Source organism: Clostridioides sp. LIBA-6622, from assembly GCF_056716095.1.
Genome location: NZ_CP196998.1, coordinates 462,652 through 477,362, shown reverse-complemented (window position 1 = coordinate 477,362; position 14,711 = coordinate 462,652). Strand labels below are relative to the sequence as shown.

General features: G+C 26.9%; 15 protein-coding genes. 5 read left to right on the top strand and 10 right to left on the bottom strand.

The window, feature by feature from the left end:
* The first annotated feature begins 31 nt into the window (after positions 1-31).
* Together ACTG47_RS02555 and ACTG47_RS02550 are read left to right on the top strand one after the other, a co-directional pair.
* The gene (locus ACTG47_RS02555) at positions 32-610 is read left to right on the top strand and encodes a TetR/AcrR family transcriptional regulator (RefSeq protein ID WP_169468331.1); all 579 of its coding nucleotides are present in this window, start codon (positions 32-34) and stop codon (positions 608-610) included.
* A complete protein-coding gene (locus tag ACTG47_RS02550; protein ID WP_479925979.1) occupies positions 603-1,262 on the top strand; it encodes a CatA-like O-acetyltransferase in 660 nt (219 codons plus the stop codon). Before ACTG47_RS02555 ends, ACTG47_RS02550 begins: the two co-directional genes overlap by 8 nt.
* Before the next feature lie 118 nt (positions 1,263-1,380).
* Here ACTG47_RS02550 and ACTG47_RS02545 read toward each other — a convergent pair whose 3' ends face one another.
* The 5 genes from ACTG47_RS02545 to ACTG47_RS02525 all read right to left on the bottom strand — a co-directional run bounded on the left by ACTG47_RS02545 (position 1,381) and on the right by ACTG47_RS02525 (position 5,468).
* A complete protein-coding gene (locus ACTG47_RS02545; protein WP_479925978.1) occupies positions 1,381-2,430 on the bottom strand; it encodes an ABC transporter permease in 1,050 nt (349 codons plus the stop codon).
* Positions 2,430-3,170, bottom strand: coding sequence for an ABC transporter permease (locus ACTG47_RS02540; protein ID WP_169468326.1), 741 nt, complete (start codon positions 3,168-3,170; stop codon positions 2,430-2,432). The genes ACTG47_RS02545 and ACTG47_RS02540 overlap by 1 nt, the downstream gene beginning before the upstream one ends.
* Before the next feature lie 4 nt (positions 3,171-3,174).
* Complete coding sequence (locus ACTG47_RS02535; protein ID WP_479925977.1) at positions 3,175-3,933, bottom strand: ABC transporter ATP-binding protein; 759 nt, start codon at positions 3,931-3,933, stop codon at positions 3,175-3,177.
* 100 nt (positions 3,934-4,033) lie between these two features.
* Complete coding sequence (locus ACTG47_RS02530) at positions 4,034-4,759, bottom strand: PadR family transcriptional regulator (RefSeq protein WP_479925976.1); 726 nt, start codon at positions 4,757-4,759, stop codon at positions 4,034-4,036.
* Positions 4,760-4,862: 103 nt separating this feature from the next.
* Positions 4,863-5,468 (bottom strand): MBL fold metallo-hydrolase, encoded by a 606-nt coding sequence (locus ACTG47_RS02525; protein ID WP_479925975.1) that lies wholly within the window; start codon positions 5,466-5,468, stop codon positions 4,863-4,865.
* 179 nt (positions 5,469-5,647) lie between these two features.
* Between ACTG47_RS02525 and ACTG47_RS02520 the strand changes: the two genes are divergently transcribed.
* The 3 genes from ACTG47_RS02520 to ACTG47_RS02510 all read left to right on the top strand — a co-directional run bounded on the left by ACTG47_RS02520 (position 5,648) and on the right by ACTG47_RS02510 (position 8,246).
* Entirely contained in the window at positions 5,648-6,292 is a 645-nt protein-coding gene (locus ACTG47_RS02520; protein ID WP_479925974.1) for a TetR/AcrR family transcriptional regulator, read from the top strand.
* A gap of 110 nt (positions 6,293-6,402) precedes the next feature.
* On the top strand, positions 6,403-7,065 hold the full coding sequence (locus tag ACTG47_RS02515; protein WP_479925973.1) for a response regulator transcription factor: 663 nt from the start codon (positions 6,403-6,405) through the stop codon (positions 7,063-7,065).
* On the top strand, positions 7,065-8,246 hold the full coding sequence (locus ACTG47_RS02510) for a sensor histidine kinase (protein ID WP_479925972.1): 1,182 nt from the start codon (positions 7,065-7,067) through the stop codon (positions 8,244-8,246). The genes ACTG47_RS02515 and ACTG47_RS02510 overlap by 1 nt, the downstream gene beginning before the upstream one ends.
* 189 nt (positions 8,247-8,435) lie before the next feature.
* Here the strand turns inward: ACTG47_RS02510 and ACTG47_RS02505 are convergent, their stop codons facing one another.
* The 5 genes from ACTG47_RS02505 to ACTG47_RS02485 all read right to left on the bottom strand — a co-directional run bounded on the left by ACTG47_RS02505 (position 8,436) and on the right by ACTG47_RS02485 (position 14,406).
* A complete protein-coding gene (locus tag ACTG47_RS02505) occupies positions 8,436-11,096 on the bottom strand; it encodes an ABC transporter permease (protein ID WP_479925971.1) in 2,661 nt (886 codons plus the stop codon).
* Positions 11,093-11,776, bottom strand: coding sequence for an ABC transporter ATP-binding protein (locus ACTG47_RS02500; RefSeq protein WP_169468310.1), 684 nt, complete (start codon positions 11,774-11,776; stop codon positions 11,093-11,095). Before ACTG47_RS02500 ends, ACTG47_RS02505 begins: the two co-directional genes overlap by 4 nt.
* Positions 11,777-11,940: 164 nt before the next feature.
* Entirely contained in the window at positions 11,941-12,432 is a 492-nt protein-coding gene (locus ACTG47_RS02495; RefSeq protein WP_479925970.1) for a GNAT family N-acetyltransferase, read from the bottom strand.
* Between the two features lie 291 nt (positions 12,433-12,723).
* The gene (gene blaCDD, locus ACTG47_RS02490) at positions 12,724-13,662 is read right to left on the bottom strand and encodes a CDD family class D beta-lactamase (RefSeq protein ID WP_479925969.1); all 939 of its coding nucleotides are present in this window, start codon (positions 13,660-13,662) and stop codon (positions 12,724-12,726) included.
* 27 nt (positions 13,663-13,689) lie between these two features.
* Positions 13,690-14,406, bottom strand: coding sequence for a hypothetical protein (locus tag ACTG47_RS02485; RefSeq protein WP_479925968.1), 717 nt, complete (start codon positions 14,404-14,406; stop codon positions 13,690-13,692).
* Positions 14,407-14,711 lie beyond the last annotated feature (305 nt).

Here is a 14,711-nt window from a genome sequence, read left to right as displayed (position 1 = left end):
ACTTATGTCGTTAATAAGGAGGTTAAAATATATGTTAACAAAAGGAGAACAAACTAGACAATTTATTATTGATACATCAATAATGCTATTTGCTGATAAAGGATATAGCAATGTAACAATGAAAGATATCTGTGAAGCATGTAATTTAAGTCGTGGTGGATTGTATAGACACTTTAATTCAACAAAAGAAATTTTTATCAGCATTCTAAATACTCATAAAGATAACTCCCAAAATTTATTAGATAAAAGTATCAAGGAAAATATATCAGCTAAACATATGCTAGAATATTTTTTACAACAACAAAAGAATGATATAAAAAGTAAATATTGTGGTTTAGATTTCGCAATACATGAATTTGCTTTTGTAGAAAAAGACCAACGTGATTATATGAATAAAAGATATAATTCAGCTATCACAATGCTTTCAAATTTAATTGATTATGGGCAATCTAAAGGTGAATTTAAAAAATGTGATTCTAAAACAATCGCAATACACATAACTTTTTTATTTGATAGTATGAAAACATCTTCTCCTGTTTTAAATCTTACAAATGAAGATATTGATAATCAAATAAATATTATAAAGGATATGGTGATTTCATATGGATAAACTAGAATTTCATAAAATTGACTTAGAAAACTGGGAACGATATACACATTTTTACTATTTTTCAAAAATGACAAATGTCGGATTTGATTTAACTATAGAAATAGATATTACTAATTTACTTAAGGAAACAAAAAATAGAAATATTAAATTTTATCCAGCATATTTATACATAATAACTACTTCCTTAAATCAATATAAAGAATTAAAAATTGCATATGATGAAAATGAACTTGGATATTGGAACACATTAACACCATTCTACGCAATCTTCCATGATGATAATAAGACTTTTTCATCAATATGGACAGAATATGATAAAGATTTTTCGATATTCTATGAAAATTATTTAGCTGATATTAAAGAATATGGAAAAAATTATGGGTTTCTAGCAAAACCAAATCCACCAAAAAACTGTTATACTGTTTCTTGTATTCCATGGATTAGCTTTAAGAGTTTTACTGTTCATAATCATGGTCTTGAAAATTATTTTTTCCCTACAATTGAAGCAGGTAAATACTATCAAAAAGATGAAAAAATACTTCTTCCTCTTTCTATAACAGTACATCATGCATCTACTGATGGATATCATGTAAGTTATCTTATTGATGACATACAAAAAATGTGCTTTGATACTAAGAAATGGTTATACTAAAAATTTATATCTTGGATTTAAAATGCCAGTAAAAGAATTAGAGATAATAATAAAAGCCAATAAGCTTTAAGAATTAGAGATTATTGGCTCTTTTGTATTATACAAAGTTTTATATTAGTCAATTATTATGACTCAAGTCTTTACTTCTTTGAGTAAACTTCATGGCTAATAAAGCTAAAACTACTGTCAAGGCTGTTAAAATGCAAATATAACTCATATTAAAAAAGCTTCCTTTTCTCTCTTCTATATAAGTAACAAAACTAATAAACCATCGTATTGGACTTATAATACTGATATTTTGTAACATTGTTGGCATTTTCTCAATTGGAATAAATGAACCACCAATAAGTGACAATATAAGTGTGACACATGTAGAAAATAAATTTGCATACATCTCTTTATTGAATAAAGAGGATGAAAATGTTCCAAAAGAAGTCGCCAAAGCCGATACCCATATCCCTAGACAAATCAAGTCTATATAATCCATGCCAATATCAACATTAAATAACTTAATTATAGATATTGAAACTAAGTACTGAAAATATGTTATTGTAAAATTATATAACATATTCCCTAACACATATCCTTTTATATTTTGTGGAGAATACAGTACTCTTGTAAATATTCCCGAGTTTTTATCTTTAATAATCATTGATGCTATTACAGTAGATGTTATCATCAGAAATAATACAATAAATGCAATTATCCTTTGTAAAATTCCTAAAGTATTTTCTTGTAGTTTACTTATATCTATAGGAGTTGGGTCCTCTTTGTATCTTTCTATTAAATACTTTAATGTATCATTTGTATTTTTATCCTTTACAGAGTATAACTTAAAATCACTTTTATTAAAATGTACAATAGCTGAATATTTTCCAGTTATAATATCAGTCTTAACTGTTTTAAGTTCTGCAGTATCTACATTAATTCCTTGAGTATTTTTTAAAGCTGTTATTGTATTCTCATATATTCTTTCTTCAGATTTTCTTAGAAGTTGTTCATTTTTGTAATCATTTAAAATACCAATATTGAAAGATGGCTTACTTATGTAATTTGCCAATATCCCAAGAATTACTACAATTATAGGAAATAAAATTGTAACTAAAAAAATTAATTTTTTATTTATATTTCTTTTTAGATTATTATTAAAAATATTTATTAAATTCATTATATAAAAACCGCCTTATTAAAAAATTTAATTGTAAGTATTGTCATAAATATACTTGTGGCTATAAAAATACATGATATATTAAAAAGGAGGTGCAAATTATTATCATATATACAAGCAACTATAGCTCTATTAATCCATGTTAATGGTGATATATTGATTATTAATGAAATAGTTGAATTTAATGAGCTAACCGGAAAAAATACACCTCCCAAAAAACCAAAAATCACTATTGGCATATTGATAATATTACGTAACATATCTAGATTTTTACAAACAAGTCCTAAAAATAATCCAATAGATGATGCTACAATTGATTCACATGTTAATAGAAAAATAACAGCTAAAAATTTTCCACCAAAGCTCATATGAAAAATACCTCTTAATATCACTAAAGTTATCAAATTACATAGTGAGAGTATTATTGTACAAGAGAAAAGTTTTGAAAGAACCAAATCTGTTATTGAAATAGGGGAAATCATATAACGATATGATGTATTTGAACCTTTTTCATCTTGTGCTGCGTATGAGACACTAATGATTCCCATAAGAATACAAAATGGTATTGTAACAATAGTATAATAATTGTATGATGTAAATTCATCTCCATAAGATTTTGATGTTAAATATCCTAATAGAATGATGATGATTACTGGAAAAACAATATTATAAGATAAAATAAAAAAGTCCCTACTTCTTCGTTTCACTCCTAATTTGAACAATGGTAAAAAACATTTCATATATTTATTCCTCCAAATCTCTTAAATCTGTACCTGTAAGATATAAAAAAATATCTTCTAATGTCTTACAACCAAATTTTAAATATTTATTTTTATATAAACTCTTATCTAAATCTTCTATAATCACTCCTTTGTCTATTAAAACAATTCTATTACATAAGGTTTCAATTTCTTCCATATAGTGACTGGTATATATAACTGTTGTACCATTAGCATTAATGTCTTTAATTGCCTCCATAATTTTATTTCTTGATTGAGGGTCAATACCTACTGTTGGCTCATCCATAATAAGGATTTTAGGACTATGTGAAATTGCACAGGCTATATTTAACCTACGTTTCATTCCTCCAGAAAACTTTGAAGGTAACTCCTTACATCTCTCCCAAAGTCCAACAAACTCCAAAGCCTCTTTAGCTCTACTTTTAAGTTCACTACCTCTAAATCCATATAATGAGCAAAAAAATTTAACATTATCATAAGCACTCAAATCATTATATATAGCTAACTCCTGTGGTACAACACCAAGCGAACACTTAAAAGCATTTTTTTGATTATTTATGTTTTTTCCTTTATAATATATGCTTCCAGAGTCAGGAGACAAAATTGTAGTAAACATATTTATAGATGTACTTTTTCCGGCTCCATTTGGTCCAATAAAACCTAAAATATCTCCCTCCAATACCTTAAAACTTTCTCCTGATATAATTTCTTTATTGCTATACTTCTTAGATAAATTTTCAATCTCCAATAATACATTACTCATTTATAAAACCTCCTAAATTTTAACCAATATTATATATCCAATGTTGTATATATTATTTTTTTAAAACACGAGTATTTTACTCGTGTTTTTGTATTGAAATTTAATGCTTATTTTGTAATTTTAATATTATTTTATCTATGTTCTCTATAGCTTTATCTGGATTATCAATTATTTCATCTCTAAGTCTCTGAACTTCTAGTAATTCATTTGTTGTATCAGATGTAAATAAAAAATCATCTTCTATATTTGAAAAGTCTATAGATTTAATTATGTTCTGCGTCTCTGAACCGACAGATATATACTTATCAAGATTATCTAATATTTCTTCATGCCATAGAATTTGATAATTTAGATTGTCTATTGTCATGTCAAATGCAATTTTTTCTGTTGTAAGACTCTTTTTATCAATTTTTTTAATTTCTTTCCAATTTTCCCAATACTTCTTCTGCTCTATCAAATATTTTATATGCTTTTCAAGATTTTTTTCTAAAACATCCTTAGGTAATATATCCAAAATATTATGTAATAGGAATTTATTTGAACCAGTTGGAACTATTGGCATCTGAAGTTCTTTTTGCATTTCTTCCTTTAACTCTACTTTACCACTTTGAGTAATCTCATACATTTTACGAATTCTAGCACCAGTTTTTTCTTCTCTTAAAACTCTAACCGCTCCATCTTTTTCTAGTTTTGTCAACGCATAATATATTGAACCAGACTGTATCTTAGCCCATCTATCTGCACCAGACACCTGTAGAAACTTCTGAATTTCATACCCATGTGTTGGTTTAATATTTAGATAATATAAAATTAAAGTGCGTATCATAAAATTCACCACCTATACTCTATCTTGGATATTATATTATCACCAACATTGGATATAGTCAATAGATAATATAGGATATACATATTATAGATTATTATTTTTATCACTTAATGCAAGGAGTTCCATGAGACATACATATCCATTTATATTTTAAATTATTTAATTCTTTTATAGATTTCATCATCTTTTCAGAATCCCAATTCCAAAAATTAGGATAAGGAATTATATTTCCATTCTTATTTTTAACTAAATCTCCTGCAAATAATACATCTTCAAAAACCATACACACATGTCCTGGAGTATGACCAGGAGTATGTATAATTTGTATATTTCCAATCTTCATATTTTCTCCATAAGGTTCAATATCTTTAATAATTCTTCTAGACATTGTCTTTCCTATAAATTTTTTAAATCCAGTTCTATTTTTCTCCCCTATAATAAAAGGTATATCTTCTATATGAGCCCACACTTTTGCTCTTGTATGTTCTTTTAGCAATTTAATATTAGATATATGGTCAACATCATGATGAGTTAGTAAAATATGCTTAATATCTGTAAGTTTAATTCCAAGTGTTTTTAATTCTTTAATTATGCTCTTACCCATAAAAGGAAGCCCTGTGTCTATAAGAATAATATCTTCATCAAACACAATAAAACAGTTTGAACCACGAGTACTATCTAACATTAATACATTTTCTGTTATTTTCATAAATAAATTCCCCCTATTTAGTATTTTGCCTATATAATTAATTAGTGAAGTTATAAATATCTATAAGATTTGATGTCAATTTTATTTTCATAAAAGTATGTCATCCGTATATAAATATATTACGATTATTCAAGTATACTACCAGTATACTTTATTATCAATAGAAAGGAATAATTTATATGTCAGAGTTATCAAAAAGGGATAAAGAAAAAGTACAAAAAGAAAATGAGATTATTGATAGGGCAGAAAGATTGTTTTGTATTAATGGCTTTGATAATACAACCATGAATGAACTGGCAAAAGAAGCCGAATATACTAAACGCACTATATATAAATATTTTTCATGTAAAGAAGATTTATTTTTTGCTGTTGTTTTAAAAGGATACAAGAAACTTTGGGAGAGTATTGAAATGGAAAGTGCAAAAGGTAAAACAGGGTTTGAAAAAATAAAATTTTCATACTTTGCATTTCATAAATTTTATTGTATGAATACCTCACTTCTATCTCTTATGGGAATGATTGGTGTTGTGCAATCTAGAAACTCAGATACAGAAATTCCATTTAAGAATAAGTTTTTTTCTTTTAATAAATTTATGTTTAACGAAATTCAAGAAATGTTTGAAATTGGGAAAGATGATGGAAGTATTAGGTATGATATTGAAATACCTACTCTTATGTATTCATCGATATTTACTCTTACAGGATTTTTTAATTTATTATCTATAACAGGAAAATCGTACCTAGATAATTTTAATATAGATGAGGAGAAATTTATTGAAACAACACTTTCTCTTTTGATAGATTCTCTTAAATCTTATACTTAAGTTTGTAAATTAAATTTTATATCACTTAAATGATACTTTTGCTATTTTTAATGTAAGAAAATATAAAATCTAAAACTAATAATTTAAACTAATGAAAGGATTAAAAGTAAATGGCTAAAATACTTCTTTTAGAAGATGATGATACAATTACGTTTGGAATAAAAACTTCTCTTGAAAAGAAAAATCACACAGTATGTTGTTATAATACAATTGCTGAAGCAAAGAGAAACTTTGATAAAACTATTGATTTGGTTCTACTTGACTTAAATTTACCTGATGGTGTCGGATATGACTTTTGCCAATATATTAAAAGTATAGAAAATACTCCAGTGATATTTTTGACAGTCCGTGATTATGAAAAAGACATTATACATGGATTAGATATGGGTGCAGATGATTATGTAGTTAAACCATTTTTACTTTCAGTACTCCAATCTAGAATTAATGCAGTTCTTAGACGAACTCAACCTGATATGAACAATATTATTACATGTGAAAATATAAAATTAAATAAAGTTGAAGTCAAAGTATATTTAGATAATGTTGAAGTACTTTTGACAGCAGGAGAGTATAAGCTTCTTTTAAGTTTGATGGAAAATAAAAATAAAGCTCTGACTCGTACAAAGTTACTAGAAATGTTATGGGATATAGATGGCAACTTTGTCAATGACAATACTCTTACAGTAACAATAAAACGTCTTAGGGAAAAATTAAAAAATCCACCTTGTATAAAAACGTTGAGAGGCATAGGATATAGAATGGAGGATAATTAGTGAAAACTCCAAGAGATATCAATAATACAGCTATTTTTATAGTGTTCTGCTTAGCTATAACTATTTTGTTAAGTGTAATTCTAACAACTATAACTTCTTTTGATGAATATAAGATGATGTCTAAATCTATTGGTGCATCATATGAACTAAATCCTAAGTCTACAGAGCATATACTAAAATCTCTAAAAGATTCTGGTGATAATGATTTTAACATAGGAAATGAAATTTTACTAAAGTATGGATACTCTAAAGATACATTTTGGTTTGAAAATTTTTTTTACTTTTTAGTGGTTTCGTTTATTATAATTTCAACAATAGCTCTATTTGTATATATGCTTAAATATATACAAAATATACAAAAAACTAATAGAATAAATAGTCTTACTAGATACTTAGAAGAAGTAAATTTAGGAAAAGAGTCTGTACTTTTACGATGTGAAGATGAATTTTCTCACCTTGAAGATGAGATATATAAAACAGTAGGAGAACTCCGTTGTTCAAAAGAATTTGCTTTGAAAGAAAGACAGACCCTTTCTGATAATCTTGCAGATATTGCACATCAGCTTAAGACTCCAATTACTTCTATGTCACTTATGGCACAACTACTTTCAGAAAGTTGCGCTGATGAGGAAATAGATTATATTCACAGACTTACAAATCAAATATCAAGACTTGAGAGATTAGTTTCATCTTTACTTACATTATCAAAATTGGATGCAAGTACTTTGATATTTGAAAGAAAACTTATAGATGTACATTCTCTCCTTACCTATGCAGTTGAGCCTATAGAAGGTTCTTTAAAAGAAAAACATCAAACACTTTCTATAGAAGGTTGCGATTCTGTAGAATTTGAGGTTGATATTAATTGGACTTTAGAAGCCCTTTTGAATATTTTCAAAAACTGTAGTGAACATATAGAATGTGGTGGACATATTATTGCTTATTATAGCAAAAACCCTCTATACACTGAAATTGTTATAGAGGATAATGGCAATGGTTTTTCTCTGGAAGAACTCCCATATATTTTTAATAGATTTTATCGTGGTAAAAATGCTAATAAAGATAGTATTGGTATAGGGCTTGCTCTATCAAGGTCTATTATAGAACGTCAAAATGGTACTCTGCATGCAGAAAATTGTTACAATGGTGGTGCGAGATTCATAATTAAATTTTACACATAAAATGCTGGATTATAGGTAAAACCCTATAATCCAGCTATATTTGTATCTTATATATTATTTAAACAATATGTTTCTATTTATATTTCATACTCTATTAAATAAATCAGATTTTATTAAACAGATAAACCATACCTATACTTATAAACAGTCTTAAAGTGTTATCCTTAAATGAATTCGGATAACTTTTATTTATATTGTTTCATTTTTTATAGATTCTACTATATTTTCATTCTTTAACTGTTTATATCCTATCATATACGATGATATTACAATAAAAAGAATCAGTACAGTAAAACCTATTATTGTAGATAAAGGTGCAAATGGCAAATACTCTATAAAGTGTATTTCATTTATACGCAGAAAAATATACACTATTGCTATTTGTACAGGGATACTAAGTAATAATGGTGTAATTCCTAAAAATAAGCCTTCTAAAGTAAGCATCTTCTTTATACCACCTGGTGATAATCCAACTGAACGTAACATAGCAAACTCTTGTCTTCTACTTCTAAGATTTCCTGATACTGTAGCCAGTACATTTGATAATCCAATCATTGCTAATAATCCTGTAATAAAGCTTACTATTAAATTCATAGTCTGTCTTCCACTAGCATCTTTTTCTTCATTTTCTAAAACATCCTCAATACTATAATCTCCTGACCCATAAGCTTTATTATAAATAGACTCTAATTTTTCTTTTACTTTAGGAATATCATCACGATTATCTACTTTAAATAATCCCATCATTTTATTTGAACGTAGTCTGCCTTCTTCATTATAATTTTTAGATATATCCTGTACTATAGACATTGGTACTATTTGAATTAATGTATATCTTGAATTAGTATTTATTATTTGAGGAAGTGTATTTGTAATAGCTCCCACTTTCATATTAAAAGTATAATCCCCTTTATCTTCATCAGATATTCTTTCATTTAATTTAAGATTGTCTCCTATTGAAAGATTTAAATAATCTATATATACTTTATCTCTTCGTGTGCTACGATTAATATCCTCTTCTTTATTATATACAATTGAAGTTAGTTTTTCTGTATTGTAGAATATCTTTGGGTCTACAGAAATTTGTCTACAATATTCTGTAAAACTCTCATCATCAAGCCCAATTATAGCTGAGTATATACGAAACTTACCATTACGTTCTATAGGAGAGTATTTTTTAGATGAAGCTACATCTTTAAATCCGCCATTTTCTGCAAGTTTTTTTGAGGCATCTTTTTCAGTTAACCAAGTAGTAGCAGACATCTTAAGATAATATAATGAACTCTTTACACCTTCTGTTTTACTTAACTTTTCAATAAAAGCAGGTTCTACAGATTCTCCATTTGTTAAATTGATTGATATATCCCTTTGTTCTTTATAAACATCACTTCCATAGACGGCTTCTGCTCCTTCTTGATTTGCGATTATATGCAAAAAACCTGTAAGCAATAGAAAAGATAGTGTTAAGGATATTGTTGCAGTACGATATGATTTTTTGCGTGCATGAAGTGCATTTATTGCAAGTTCTCCCTCTATTCCAAATATCTTTCCTAGTGAATATTTATGTGATTTTTTGATTTTAATACTATCTCCTTGTCGTATTGCCTCTATAGGAGATATCTTTGATACTTTTCGTGCTGGAATAAGTGCAGAAATCCATACTGTTATTATTGTAAGTAAAACTGCTGGTAAAAAAGCAGGAATGCCATAAGTATATACCACACTTTGAGTACCTGTAGAAGAATTAATTGAATTAATATAAATTATGAGCCTATCACACAACAACCAGCCTAAAAATAAACCTATTGGCAAAGGTACAATAGTCAATAAAAAACCTTCAAATACTACAGACCTTTTAATTTGTTTTGGTGATGCACCAACACTAGATAATATTCCTAATTGAGTAAGCCTAGCATTTGCCGATAATGAAAATGCATTGTAAATCACCATTACAAATACTGCTACTGTAAAAATTGCTATTGTAAAATACATAATTGGAGTTGCAAATTTTTCTATACTATTCATAGATGCTTTCTGTTCTGGAGAAAAGACTAACATCTTTAAAAGATAATTGCTATTGTATTTAAGATTGTATTTTCCATATTCATTAGTTTTCCACCCCAATGACTTAGCAAGTTTTGGGAGTTCTTTATATGTATTTCTTATATTTTTAAATCGTAAGTACACAGTTATATTATCATTAGGTTTTATGCTTTTTTTGTCCAAATATCCTAGAGCTGTATATGCAGGTACAACTGATGATGTTGTAACATCCATTTTTCCTACTATTGTTAATGTAATTTCTTCAGTTTTTTTGAAACTCTCACTTTTTAATTTTGGAGCTACAGGTTCAAGAGAATTTCCATTTAAAGTTCTATCTCCTATTGGAATAGTAATCTTATCTCCAATCTTTGTACTTGGATTACTCTCAAAGTACTGTTTTGATAGTGCAATTTCATTAGCATTCTTTGGTTGACGCCCTTCTAGTATAGTGTCTTTTTCTGGCATGGAGTTCCAGTATTCTGATGTGGCATTTCTATAAATTATATAATCTCTTTTGTCATTACTGATTTTTCCTACATACCATTGCCCTTTCACCATTACATCATCAACGGAAGAAAAATTTTCAATTAATGATAGGTCGCTTCCATAGGTAGTATCAAATAATTCACCGTGCCAGTTGCCTTCTTTCTCTACTGAAAGTCTTACGAAATCACTCCACATAGTATACAACAGTCCACATAAAGAAGACATCATTGTTGTAGTAAGTAATATGGCTAACATTATGGCTATACTACTGCGTTTGTTACGATGTACAAAGTCTAAGGTGTATTCTTGAAGAATGTTCATTTCTTCACCACCTTTTCAGAGACAATCACACCATCTTCCATAGTTATAATACGATTTGCTTCTAGTGCTATTTTCTCATCATGAGTAATAAGAAGTATCGTCTGATTAAATCGTTTATTTGATAGGTTTAGTAAATCTACAATTTCTTCTGAATTTTTTCTATCGAGATTACCTGTTGGCTCATCTGCTAATAAGATAGCTGGTCTATAGATTAAACTTCTAGCTATAGATACTCTTTGTTGTTGTCCACCTGAAAGTTGACTCGGAAGATGATTTAATCTATCAGATAATCCTAATATTGATACAATTTCAGAAAATCTATTTTCATCCACTTTTCTTTTATCAAGTAACATTGGTAATAATATATTTTTCCTAACATCGAGAGTTGGTATAAGATTATAAAATTGATAGATAAGACCCACTTTTCTACGTCGAAAAACTGCAAGAGCTTCTTCTTTTAAACTTGCTATTTCCGTATCTTCAATATAAATTTTCCCAGATGTGGGTCTATCTACTCCTCCAAGCATGTGCAACAATGTAGATTTACCAGAGCCAGATGCTCCTACAATAGATACAAAATCCCCTTTTTGAACTGACAAATTCACATTATTTAAGGCTGTCACCCTAGTTTGATTTGAACCATATATTTTTGTGAGATTTTCACATTTTAGTATTTCCATATACAATCATCTCCTTTATGGTTAAATTTTATCAACCTAAAATGACATTATAGTGACACATGTCTAAATATCAGCTAACATTAAAGTACCCAATTTAATCAGGTAAATTATATTTCATAAATACATTTATATTTTTAACTATTTTTAATCATCATAAGTAACTTTTACTCGAGAAAATTACTCTTACTTAAGTGATATAAATCATTTTCTTCATCGTATTCAAAATTATTCGTTCTTAAAGAGTTACAAGAAGCTAGATTTTCTTTTTCTGGTTTAACCACTATTCTTTTAGCTTCTGTTTCATTAAATATTTTATGTATAAGCAATTTAATGATTGCTTTTCCAACACCTCTCCTTAAATACTTTTCCTCTCCAATTAAATAATCTATACTAAATGTACCTATAATTGGTATGTTAGGATGAAAAACTTCATTTGCACTAAGGCAATCATAATATTGGCAAAACCCAATTGGCATATTATCATACATAACAATAAAATGTTTTACAAAACTAAATTCCCCAAATCTAGCTTTAATTTCTTTTATCCATTCTTCAGAACTTTTAAACCATTTAAGTATATATTCTTGGTTAATCCAATCTTCTACCAATTTAACATCTTCATCACATACAGGTCTGATACATAGTAATCTATCCATAACATTCAAATCCTCCAAATATTATTTCATTTTTTAATTTCATTTATATATTTTTGTATATTATTTAAGATTATAATGTAAAATAAAAACTATGCAACATATTTTATTTAGACTTTTAATACATTGCATAGTCTTTAAGAGATATTAACATTTATTTTAATATATATTAGGATTTATTTTATTATTAAATAGTAAATATTTTATGTACTATAGAATTTATACTCTATCTATGTTTAACTTAGTAAAATTATTTAATAACTGAATAGGCTATCCCTGTAAATAAAATTAAGTTTATTTTGTGACATCATAGTATTTCTTAATTATATTAATTGCAATCTCTTTCACCTTTGGACCTGTGACTTCTTTATTAGAATCATCTGATTTAATAGCAAAATAATAAGTATCTTCTTTAATTTCTACCATACCAACAAACCAAGCATCTGCACATTGATTTTTTCTATCATATCCTGTACCAGTTTTTCCATATAAATTTATATTTTTATCATTTATATCTATTTTCATAATATCTTTTAAAATATTAATATGCTCTTTTTTAAAGCTTGTATCTCCTTCAAATATCCTTGCTACTGTTTCTGCTTGCTCCTTTGGAGATATTTGTAATGAAGATTCTAACCAAAATCCATTTAAATGTCCCATTCCATTTTTTAAATCGCCTTCCCATTCACTAATATCACAGTTACCATACTTTAAATCATCTAGAATTTTTTGAACAGATTTAGAGTCAACTTGATTTAATAATTTTTTATAGTACCAAACACAAGATTCCTTAAATGCCTCTTCTAAATTAAGATTTCTATTCCAATTTTTATTTTTATAAATTGTGCCATCATATCCCATGACTGATTCTTTGGAGTTCATTACTCCTTTTTCTAGACCAATTAGAGTTGAAACTATTTTAAAAGTAGAACATGGTGACCTTCTTGTTTCAATTAACTCTTTGTTATATATATTATATTCTTTATTTTTACTGTTATAAAAAATAGCTCCCCCACTAATATTTTCAAAACAATCACTATAATCAACTATATTAATTTTTTCTTTTTTATTTTGGTCATCGTTTTCAATTTTGGATTTATCTGATTCAGAGTTTATATAGTTCTTATCATGTTTTTGTTTTGTATTGTTATGCTTTTTCCCTACATAATATACTCCCATAGCTATGACAACTAGAAAGATAACTATCCAAATAAAATCATTTTTTCTTTTCATACTTTATACCATCTCCTATCCATAAGTTTATAGTCCACCTTTAAAATAATAGACATTATTTGTAATATACTCCAATCTAGGAGCTTGAATACTCTTGTTGATAAAATCTAACTTTGGTTTAACATCTTTTAAGTCTTTAAAAATTACAATCCCATCAACAGATTGTAATTCGGCTCCGAAGAAAAAATTAACTAAATTTTTATCTCCAGAAATTTTAACAACATCTAAATTTCTATTTAATTTTTCCATTTCTTTTATTACTTCTTTAGAAAATATCTTCTCCAATTCGTTTTTATCAGATTTAATATAAAAATTACATTCAGGGCTTAACTTTTTTTCATCATAAGCTTTCAAAATAGCTTTAGCTACTACATTATAATCTTCTTCATAAAGTTTAAATCTAAAACTTTCACTTGGACTAGGAATAAATATAGTACCTATACTTATAAAGATACTAAATATACATCCAATCATTTTTCTTTTATTTAAATCTTTTTTGTAGTAAAGCTTAATGATATGTACTAAAATCCATATAAATGCAATTAACATCAATGGTATTGCAAATAAACCTATAAATAGTAGAATTAATCCTCCCCTAAATATGATGTTTCCACACAAAAATAAAAAATCACTAATAATAAATAGGACTAAAGGGATAATTATATCTTTTATATTTTCTTTACCTAATATAATTATGTTGATTGAAGTTATGATGAAGATACTTAATATAACTAGTAGTATCATTATGTCCTCCTTTCAGTTTGTGAGGTAATTATTTGTTCTTTATTTAAAACTTACTGTTGTAATATTTAAATATTACAATAGTAAGTTTTAAATGTCAAGTCATTTTAATTGTATAATTATCTTTATATTTATCAAATTATGAATATCTATTATGTACTCTTTTAGCTATTATCAACTATCATTTATTCAGATTGTGTGAGACTGATTGAACTTAAAAATACTTTCTATAATATAGCAGAATATATCAGGAAAGTAGCTTTTAATTTTATTATAATATTGTTACATAATATAATTGCTTTACTAAA

Bases quoted from the DNA above. Each gene is read 5' to 3' on its own strand.
- ACTG47_RS02550 (WP_479925979.1), top strand. From the start codon at position 603: ATGGATAAACTAGAATTTCATAAAATTGACTTAGAAAACTGGGAACGA.
- ACTG47_RS02500 (WP_169468310.1), bottom strand. From the start codon at position 11,776: ATGGAAATACTAAAATGTGAAAATCTCACAAAAATATATGGTTCAAAT.
- ACTG47_RS02485 (WP_479925968.1), bottom strand. From the start codon at position 14,406: ATGATACTACTAGTTATATTAAGTATCTTCATCATAACTTCAATCAAC.
- blaCDD (WP_479925969.1), bottom strand. From the start codon at position 13,662: ATGAAAAGAAAAAATGATTTTATTTGGATAGTTATCTTTCTAGTTGTC.
- ACTG47_RS02520 (WP_479925974.1), top strand. From the start codon at position 5,648: ATGTCAGAGTTATCAAAAAGGGATAAAGAAAAAGTACAAAAAGAAAAT.
- ACTG47_RS02540 (WP_169468326.1), bottom strand. From the start codon at position 3,170: ATGAAATGTTTTTTACCATTGTTCAAATTAGGAGTGAAACGAAGAAGT.
- ACTG47_RS02525 (WP_479925975.1), bottom strand. From the start codon at position 5,468: ATGAAAATAACAGAAAATGTATTAATGTTAGATAGTACTCGTGGTTCA.
- ACTG47_RS02530 (WP_479925976.1), bottom strand. From the start codon at position 4,759: ATGATACGCACTTTAATTTTATATTATCTAAATATTAAACCAACACAT.
- ACTG47_RS02535 (WP_479925977.1), bottom strand. From the start codon at position 3,933: ATGAGTAATGTATTATTGGAGATTGAAAATTTATCTAAGAAGTATAGC.
- ACTG47_RS02545 (WP_479925978.1), bottom strand. From the start codon at position 2,430: ATGAATTTAATAAATATTTTTAATAATAATCTAAAAAGAAATATAAAT.
- ACTG47_RS02495 (WP_479925970.1), bottom strand. From the start codon at position 12,432: ATGGATAGATTACTATGTATCAGACCTGTATGTGATGAAGATGTTAAA.
- ACTG47_RS02555 (WP_169468331.1), top strand. From the start codon at position 32: ATGTTAACAAAAGGAGAACAAACTAGACAATTTATTATTGATACATCA.
- ACTG47_RS02515 (WP_479925973.1), top strand. From the start codon at position 6,403: ATGGCTAAAATACTTCTTTTAGAAGATGATGATACAATTACGTTTGGA.
- ACTG47_RS02505 (WP_479925971.1), bottom strand. From the start codon at position 11,096: ATGAACATTCTTCAAGAATACACCTTAGACTTTGTACATCGTAACAAA.